Source organism: Burkholderia paludis (genome assembly GCF_000732615.1).
GTDB classification, from domain to species: Bacteria; Pseudomonadota; Gammaproteobacteria; order Burkholderiales; family Burkholderiaceae; genus Burkholderia; species Burkholderia paludis.
The window spans coordinates 78,844-87,283 of sequence record NZ_JPGL01000042.1 but is presented as its reverse complement, the minus strand read 5'-3'; the positions used below and the strand labels follow the sequence as shown (position 1 = coordinate 87,283).

The window sequence follows — 8,440 nt, the reverse complement described above, 5'->3', positions numbered from 1 at the left end:
AGCCGCACCCCCGCGGTTTTTTGTCTTCGGCCGCCCCGCTTCAACCCGCCGCGCGCCGCATGCCGGCCCGCCCCGCGCGCCGGACATGGCAAATATGCTCACCGCGATCGACTGAATTGGTCATCGACGGCCGGCCCCGCATTGCATAAATTTCCACGGTTGACGTGCCTATCCGCACGCCAGCGAGCGCGCAAGCCGGCAACCGGCGGCGCGTTCCCAATCAGCGTGAGACACAATCGAGCGTGGAGACGACACGATGAGCCTGTCAGAGCCATTGCGTCTGCATGTGCCGGAGCCCACTGGGCGTCCGGGCTGCCAGACGGATTTTTCCTATCTGCATCTATCGCCGGCCGGCGCAGTCCGCCGCCCGCCGATCGACGTTGCCGCGGCGGACACCGCCGATCTCGCCCGCAGCCTCGTGCGCGTGCTCGACGACAGCGGCAAGGCGGTCGGCCCGTGGGCCCCCGATCTCGACGACGCGCGGCTGATCGCCGGGCTGCGCGCGATGCTCAAGACCCGCATCTTCGACGCGCGCATGATGATCGCGCAGCGCCAGAAGAAGATCTCCTTCTACATGCTGAGCCTCGGCGAAGAGGCGATCGGCACCGCACACACGATGGCGCTGCGCGACGGCGACATGTGCTTTCCGACCTACCGCCAGCAGAGCATCCTGATCACGCGCGACGTGCCGCTCGAGCGCATGATCTGCCAGCTCATGTCGAACGAGGGCGACCCGCTGAAAGGCCGCCAGCTTCCCGTGATGTACTCGGACCGCGACGCGGGCTTCTTCTCCATCTCGGGCAACCTCGCGACGCAGTTCATCCAGGCGGTCGGCTGGGCGATGGCGTCGGCGATCAAGGGCGACACGAAGATCGCGTCCGCGTGGATCGGCGACGGCGCGACCGCCGAAGCCGACTTCCACACCGCACTGACGTTCGCGCACGTATACCGCGCGCCGGTGGTGCTGAACGTGGTCAACAACCAGTGGGCGATCTCGACGTTCCAGGCGATCGCCGGCGGCGAAGGCACGACGTTCGCGGGCCGCGGCGTCGGTTGCGGGATCGCGTCGCTGCGGGTCGACGGCAACGACTTCCTCGCGATCTACGCGGCGTCGAGCTGGGCGGCCGAGCGTGCGCGCCGCAATCTCGGCCCGACGCTGATCGAGTGGGTGACCTATCGCGCGGGCGCGCATTCGACGTCGGACGATCCGACCAAGTACCGGCCGAGCGACGACTGGACCCATTTCCCGCTCGGCGATCCGATCGAGCGCTTCAAGCGCCACCTGATCGTGAAAGGCATCTGGTCGGACAGCGCGCACGAAGCGTTGACGGCCGAGCTCGAGGCCGAGGTGATCGCCGCGCAGAAGGAAGCGGAAAAATACGGAACGCTGGCCGATGACCGGATTCCGTCGCCGGCCTCGATGTTCGACGACGTGTACAAGGAGCTGCCCGCGCACCTGCGCCGTCAGCGCCAGGAACTGGGAGCATGACCATGGCGCAACACGAGACAGGCACGGCGACGCAGCCGATGACGATGATCCAGGCGCTGCGCTCGGCAATGGACGTGATGCTCGGGCGCGACAGCGACGTGGTCGTGTTCGGGCAGGACGTCGGCTATTTCGGCGGCGTGTTCCGCTGTACCGAGGGGCTGCAGAACAAATACGGCAAGTCGCGCGTGTTCGACGCGCCGATCTCCGAAAGCGGGATCGTCGGCGCGGCGGTGGGGATGGGCGCGTATGGGCTGCGCCCGGTGTGCGAGATCCAGTTCGCCGACTATTTCTACCCGGCTTCCGACCAGATCGTGTCGGAAGGCGCGCGGTTGCGCTATCGCTCGGCCGGCCAGTTCATCGCGCCGATGACGATCCGGATGCCGTGCGGCGGCGGCATCTACGGCGGCCAGACGCACAGCCAGAGCCCGGAGGCGATGTTCACGCAGGTGTGCGGGCTGCGCACGGTGATGCCGTCGAATCCCTATGACGCGAAAGGGCTGCTGATCGCGTCGATCGAGAACGACGATCCGGTGATCTTCCTCGAGCCGAAGCGGCTGTACAACGGGCCGTTCGACGGCCATCACGACCGTCCCGTCACGTCTTGGCTCAAGCATCCGGCCAGCGCGGTGCCCGAGGGTTACTACACGGTGCCGCTCGATACGGCCGCCGTGGTGCGGCCCGGCAACGACGTGACGGTGCTGACGTACGGCACGACCGTGCACGTGTCGCTTGCCGCGGCCGAGGAGACGGGCATCGACGCGGAGGTGATCGACCTGCGCACGCTGTGGCCGCTCGACCTCGACACGATCGTCGCGTCGGTGCGCAAGACCGGGCGCTGCGTCGTGGTGCACGAGGCGACGCGCACCTGCGGCTACGGGGCGGAACTGGTGTCGCTGGTTCAGGAACATTGCTTCTACCACCTCGAAGCGCCGGTCGAGCGCACGACGGGTTGGGACACGCCGTATCCGCATGCGCAGGAATGGGCGTACTTTCCGGGCCCGGCCCGGGTCGGTGAAGCGTTGCGACGCGTGATGGAGGCGTGAGATGGGGATTCATGTCATCAAGATGCCGGATATCGGCGAAGGGATCGCCGAGGTCGAGCTGGTGGCCTGGCATGTGGAAGTCGGGCAGCTGATCAAGGAAGACCAGCCGCTCGCCGATGTGATGACCGACAAGGCGGCGGTCGAGATTCCGTCGCCCGTGACGGGCAAGGTGCTGGAACTCGGCGGCCGGATCGGCGAGATGATGGCGGTCGGCAGCGAGCTGATCCGGCTCGAAGTCGAAGGCGAGGGGAACCTGAAGGCCGGCGCACCGGTGCGCGAAACGAAGGTAGAAACCGCACCGGTTGCCGCCGCGCCGTCGAAGGCGGCGGCCGATGCGCCGGCGCAAGCGCCCGCGCAGGCCGCGGCAAAGCGCGCGCCGGCGGAGCCGCGTCGCGCGGAGCACGTCGAGCCGCCGCGCGCGGCGCTCGCGCCGGGCGAACGTCCGCTTGCGTCGCCGGCCGTGCGCCAGCGTGCGTGGGACATGGGCATCGAGCTGCGCTATGTGCGCGGCACGGGGGACGCCGGGCGAATCCTCCATGCGGACCTCGATGCGTATGCGCGCACCGGCAGCGGGTCCGCGCGTGCGTCGCAAGCGCACGGCTACGACGAGCGCAACGACGAAACCGAAGTGCCGGTGATCGGGCTGCGGCGTGCGATCGCGCGCAAGATGCAGGAAGCGAAGCGCCGCATTCCGCACTTCAGCTATGTCGAGGAGATCGACGTCACCGAGCTCGAATCGCTGCGTACGGAACTGAATCGCCGCTACGGCGACGCACGCGGCCGGCTCACGCCGCTGCCGCTGCTGATCCGCGCGATGGTGATCGCGTTGCGCGATTTCCCGCAGATCAATGCGCGTTTCGACGACGAAGCCGGTGTCGTCACGCGCCACGGCGCGGTGCACATGGGCGTCGCGACGCAGACGGACGGCGGCCTCACGGTGCCCGTGCTGCGTCACGCGGAGGCGAAGGACGTGTGGTCGATCTCGGCCGAAATCGCGCGGCTCGCCGATGCGGTACGCGCAAACCGCGCGCAGCGCGACGAGCTGAGCGGCTCGACGATCACGATCTCGAGCCTCGGTGCGCTCGGCGGCATCGTGTCGACGCCGGTCATCAATCATCCCGAGGTCGGCATCGTCGGCGTGAACCGGATCGTCGAGCGGCCGATGATCCGCGACGGCGCGGTCGTCGCGCGCAAGATGATGAACCTGTCGTCGTCGTTCGACCATCGCGTCGTCGACGGGGCGGACGCGGCCGAATTCATCCAGGCCGTGCGCGCGGTGCTCGAGCGCCCGGCACTGCTGTTCGTGGAGTGAGCGCCATGAAGAACGAACACACCACGCTGCTGGTGATCGGCGGCGGCCCGGGCGGCTACGTCGCCGCGATTCGCGCCGGCCAGCTCGGCATTCCGACCGTGCTCGTCGAGCGCGACCGGGTCGGCGGCACCTGCCTGAACATCGGTTGCATTCCTTCCAAGGCGCTGATCCACGTCGCGGACGCATTCGAACAGGCATGCGGCCATGCGGGCGAGGGCGCGCTCGGGATCAGCGTGCGCACGCCCGAGATCGACATCGCGAAAAGCGTCGCATGGAAGGACGGCATCGTCGACCGGCTGACGCGCGGCGTCGGCGCGCTGCTCAAGAAGAACGGCGTGCGGGTGCTGCATGGCGATGCACGCGTGGTCGACGGCAAGACCGTCGAAGTCGCGACCGGCGGCCACACGGTGCGGATCGGCTGCGAGCACCTGCTGCTCGCGACCGGCTCCGAGCCGGTCGCGCTGCCGTCGATGCCGTTCGGCGGGCATGTCGAGTCGTCCACCGAGGCGCTGTCGCCGGCGACGTTGCCGAAGCGGATGGTCGTCGTGGGCGCCGGATATATCGGGCTGGAACTCGGGATCGTCTACCGCAAGCTTGGCGTCGACGTGAGCGTCGTCGAAGCGGCGGAGCGCGTGCTGCCCGCCTATGACGCCGAACTCGTGCGGCCGGTGGCCGATTCGCTCGCGCGGCTGGGCGTGCGGTTGTTGCTCGGCCACAAGGTGCTCGGGCTCGCGGAGCAGGGCGCGGTGCGCGTGCAGGCGGCCGACGGTGCGGAACAGGCGCTGCAGGCCGATCGCGTGCTGGTCGCGGTCGGGCGCCGGCCGCGCGTCGACGGCTTCGGGCTCGAGTCGCTGCCGCTCGAACGCAACGGCCGCGCATTGCGGATCGACGACGAATGCCGGACGTCGATGCGCAACGTCTGGGCGATCGGCGACGTCGCCGGCGAGCCGATGCTCGCGCATCGCGCGATGGCGCAAGGCGAGATGGTCGCCGAGCTGATCTCCGGGCGACGCCGCAAGTTCATGCCCGCGGCGATCCCGGCGGTGTGCTTCACCGATCCCGAGATCGTCACGGCCGGCTGGTCGCCGGACGACGCGCGGGCGGCCGGCGTCGATTGCGTGAGCGCGTCGTTCCCGTTCGCGGCGAACGGGCGCGCGATGACGCTGCAGGCGACCGACGGCTTCGTGCGCGTCGTCGCACGGCGCGACAACCACCTGATCGTCGGCTGGCAGGCGGTCGGGGGCGGCGTGTCGGAGCTGGCCGCGGCATTCTCGCAGTCGCTGGAGATGGGCGCGCGGCTGGAAGACATCGGCGGCACGATCCATGCGCACCCGACGCTCGGCGAAGCGCTGCAGGAAGCCGCGCTGCGTGCGCTCGGGCACGCGCTGCATATCTGACGTGCAGTCATCCTGAAACGCGGCGCCGATGCGCAACGTGCGCATCGGCGATTCTTTCCGCATCAGGTGTACGGCAGACACTCTCGTTCGATCTTCGGAATGCCGCGATGCCGGCGTTCCGCATGCCCGCCTGTTCGTGCGGATCGCGCTGGCCGTCGCTCGTCCCGCTTCGGCGGGCGGACGCCGCCCGCATCCTCAATTCTCTCGGCGTCGCGCCGAAGTGGCGCTTGATCGCCGTCGACAGATAGCTCTGCGTGCCGAAACCGCAATCCAGCGCAATCGACAGGATACTGTCCGACGTATGTTCGAGCATCCAGCGCGCGCGTTCCAGCCGGCGTTCGATGATGTATTGCGCAGGCGTGCGGGAAAACTGCGACCTGAACGCGTCGATGGTCGCGCGCTCGCTCATGCCGACGAGCCGGCAGAGATCGGCGGGTTGATCCGGTTCGCACCGGATTTCTTCGCCTATGCGAACAACCTTTGCGCGAAGGGAAGCCCGCAACTGACCGACAATCACTCGAACCAGGTCGGCATCATGCTCGACTACCTGCTGTCGAAGAAGACCGACGTCTACATGAACGCCGTGTATCAGCAGGCGAGCGGCGGCGAGGACGTGATCGCATCGGTGTGCGGCACTTTCACGGCCTCGTCGGGCGCGCGGCAGACCGTGTTGCGCGTCGGTGTGCGAACGGTGTTCCAGGCGATCGCGCAGGGTGCGCGGCGCCGCTCGCGGCCCACCGCTTCCTCGCGCGATAACGCACGGTTCGGCATGCCTTCACGGTGCCCGGCATGCTCGATGCGATACGTTCGACGGGGCAGCCGGATCCGGCCCGCGAGCGTGCAATCCGCGACGACGAGACGGCGTCGACCGACGCACCGGCGCCGAAGCCGTCTCTTGCGTGCGCGTGGCGTCAGAAAGGCGCGCGCGACCCGACGCGCCCGGCCGTCACCTCGCGATAGAACGCATCGATCGCGTCGACCATCTGCGACAGCCCCGGCTGCTCGAGCGGATAGTGGCCCGCGTTCTCCAGCATCGCAACCTTGACCGGCACGCGGCGGATCCGCGCGAGGAACGGCTCGCTCAGGTGCAGCGGCGTCCAGCGGTCCGCGGCCGGCTGCGTGAGCAGGATCGGGCACACGGCGAAATCCTCCGGCTCGACCTCCGGCCGGTACGACATGTAGGAATCCAGAAACGCCATCGTCATCGCGTTGCCGGCGGACGTACGGTCGGACAGCCACACCTTCAGCGCATCCGGGTCGTTGACGAGCGCGGACATCTTGCTGGCGAGCGTCATCGGCACGCGCATCGATTTCAGCGGGGTCATCGCGGCGATGTGCATCATCGGGCCGCCGACGCGGCTCATGAAGACGTTGCGCGCGGTTTCGTCGCGCACCTGCTGCAGGCGCTGGTCGAGGAAAGTCATGCCGACGATGCCGTCGACCTTGCCGTTCAGCGCGGCCACGTGATACGTGAGCATGCCGCCCGCGCTCAGCCCGTAGAGCACGATCGGCCGGTCGTCCTTCGCGCGTTCCGCGTCGATGAGATCGCTGCCCGCGTGCACCCAGTCGTCGTAGCGGACCAGCGCGCCCCGGGCGACTTCGGTCATCCCGTATTCGGGCATGTCGATCGCGATCGTTTCGTAGCCGCGGCGCGCCAGCTGCTCGCCAAGGATCATCGACATCTGCCGGCCGTTGGTGCCGACGCCATGGAACAGGATCACCTTCACCGGCGCCTGCGGGTTGCGGTATGTGTCGAGGTGCATGCGGTGGCCGTGCCAGGACCACCATTCTTCCTGCGGCTGCTGGCCGTCCCGCCACTGGAAGTCGGTCGGAAGGAAGGTCTGCATGTCGCGCCAGACGGACTGGTCGGCATAGGTCTTGGGCATGGCGGCGGACTCCGGTGAGTTGGGCGAAACGGCATCGTCGGCCACGGCCGGCGCGAGCGGCGCGCTCGACAGGCCGGCGGCCAGCAGCAGCGTGCAGGCCGGACGAAGGAGCGAGGGAAGCTTCATGGCGGTCGATGCCTGGCGGGTTGCGATGGCTCTCATCATGCTGGCGCGAGCGTGCGCCGGCCATGCTGCGGCAGGCCAACCGCTTTAGAATCTAGGCCAACCCACGTCGCGAGGCGTCTGATGAATGTCTGGAACTTTGCCCGGAGCCCGGCTTCCGTCCTGCTGATGATCGACTTCGGGCGCGACCGCGGAATCGCGCCGTCGGCGCTGCTCAAGGGGGCCCAACTCACGCTGAAGCAGCTCGCCGACCCGGACTTCACGGTGCTGGCCGCGCAGGAGCTGGCCGTTGCGTCGAACCTGCTGGACCTGACCGCCGGCGAGCCCGACGTCGGTCTCAAGGTCGGCCTGTCGTACCAGCTTTCGGCATACGGGCTGCTCGGCTACGGGCTCCTGAGCAGTGCGACCGGCATGGACGCGGTCGCGCTTGCCGGCCGTTACCTGGCGCTGACCTACACGTTCGTCGCGATGACGTTCCGGCGGGAAGGGCGGCACGATGCGATCCGGTTCGACGCGTCGCCGGAACTTGCCGCGAACGTGCAGCGATTCTTCGTCGAGCGCGCGATGGGCGCGACGTGCCGCGTGCTGCGCGACGTGATCGGCGGCGCGTTCGAACTCGCGACGTTCGATCTCGCGTACGGCGCCGCGCCCGGTTCCGACGTGCGGCAGCCGGTGCCGGGCGCGCAGGTCCGGCACGGCCAGCCCGCCAATACGCTCACGTTCGAGCACGCGCTCCTCGAGCGGCCGCTGCCGCAGGCGAATGCCGCAACCGCGGCGATGTGCGAGCGCATGTGCGCCGAGCTGGTCACGCGCCGGCGCACGCGCGTCGATCTCGTGTCGTTCCTGAACGAATACCTGGCCACGCGCCCGTTCGACCGGCCGCCGCTGCTGAAGGACATCGCGACGCTGCTCAACACGAGCGAGCGCACGCTGAAGCGCCGGCTGCAGGAAGAGGGCGCATGCTTTCGCGACATCTCGAACGCGGTGCGCAAGGCCCGCGCGCAGGCGCTGATCGCCGAAGGGCGCCTGTCGATCAAGGAAATCGCGCAGGAACTGGGGTTCAGCGACATGTCGTCGTTTTCGCAGGCGTACAAGCGCTGGACGGGTGTCGCGCCGAGCGTGTCGCGGCAGGGCACGGCGGCCCCGTAGCGCGCGAACCGGGGCGACTTCGCCAATGCCGGCATAAAAAA

At 68.6% G+C, this 8,440-nt stretch carries 8 protein-coding genes; 5 read left to right on the top strand and 3 right to left on the bottom strand.

Annotated features, from left to right (window positions below):
- The first annotated feature begins 256 nt into the window (after positions 1-256).
- From GQ56_RS0124020 to lpdA, 4 genes are read left to right on the top strand one after another with little or no spacing between them, the layout of a single operon-like run.
- Positions 257-1,489 carry a 3-methyl-2-oxobutanoate dehydrogenase (2-methylpropanoyl-transferring) subunit alpha gene (locus GQ56_RS0124020; protein WP_031401062.1) on the top strand — a complete coding sequence of 411 codons (1,233 nt, stop codon included), beginning with the start codon at positions 257-259 and terminating at the stop codon, positions 1,487-1,489.
- Entirely contained in the window at positions 1,486-2,532 is a 1,047-nt protein-coding gene (locus GQ56_RS0124015) for an alpha-ketoacid dehydrogenase subunit beta (RefSeq protein ID WP_031401061.1), read from the top strand. The genes GQ56_RS0124020 and GQ56_RS0124015 overlap by 4 nt, the downstream gene beginning before the upstream one ends.
- A gap of 1 nt (position 2,533) precedes the next feature.
- On the top strand, positions 2,534-3,844 hold the full coding sequence (locus tag GQ56_RS0124010) for a dihydrolipoamide acetyltransferase family protein (protein ID WP_031401060.1): 1,311 nt from the start codon (positions 2,534-2,536) through the stop codon (positions 3,842-3,844).
- A 5-nt stretch (positions 3,845-3,849) separates the two neighbouring features.
- Positions 3,850-5,241, top strand: coding sequence for a dihydrolipoyl dehydrogenase (gene lpdA / locus GQ56_RS0124005; RefSeq protein ID WP_031401059.1), 1,392 nt, complete (start codon positions 3,850-3,852; stop codon positions 5,239-5,241).
- 7 nt (positions 5,242-5,248) lie between these two features.
- On the opposite strand, the gene GQ56_RS44635 is transcribed toward lpdA, so the two are convergent.
- The 3 genes from GQ56_RS44635 to GQ56_RS0123990 all read right to left on the bottom strand — a co-directional run bounded on the left by GQ56_RS44635 (position 5,249) and on the right by GQ56_RS0123990 (position 7,253).
- Entirely contained in the window at positions 5,249-5,758 is a 510-nt protein-coding gene (locus tag GQ56_RS44635; RefSeq protein ID WP_235212748.1) for a helix-turn-helix transcriptional regulator, read from the bottom strand.
- 71 nt (positions 5,759-5,829) lie between these two features.
- Positions 5,830-6,012 (bottom strand): hypothetical protein, encoded by a 183-nt coding sequence (locus tag GQ56_RS45645; RefSeq protein ID WP_031401057.1) that lies wholly within the window; start codon positions 6,010-6,012, stop codon positions 5,830-5,832.
- Positions 6,013-6,152: 140 nt separating this feature from the next.
- Positions 6,153-7,253 carry an alpha/beta hydrolase gene (locus GQ56_RS0123990; protein WP_235212747.1) on the bottom strand — a complete coding sequence of 367 codons (1,101 nt, stop codon included), beginning with the start codon at positions 7,251-7,253 and terminating at the stop codon, positions 6,153-6,155.
- Positions 7,254-7,373: 120 nt separating this feature from the next.
- On the opposite strand from GQ56_RS0123990, the gene GQ56_RS0123985 reads away from it, so the two are divergent.
- The gene (locus GQ56_RS0123985; protein ID WP_031401055.1) at positions 7,374-8,399 is read left to right on the top strand and encodes an AraC family transcriptional regulator; all 1,026 of its coding nucleotides are present in this window, start codon (positions 7,374-7,376) and stop codon (positions 8,397-8,399) included.
- The last annotated feature ends 41 nt before the right edge of the window (positions 8,400-8,440 follow it).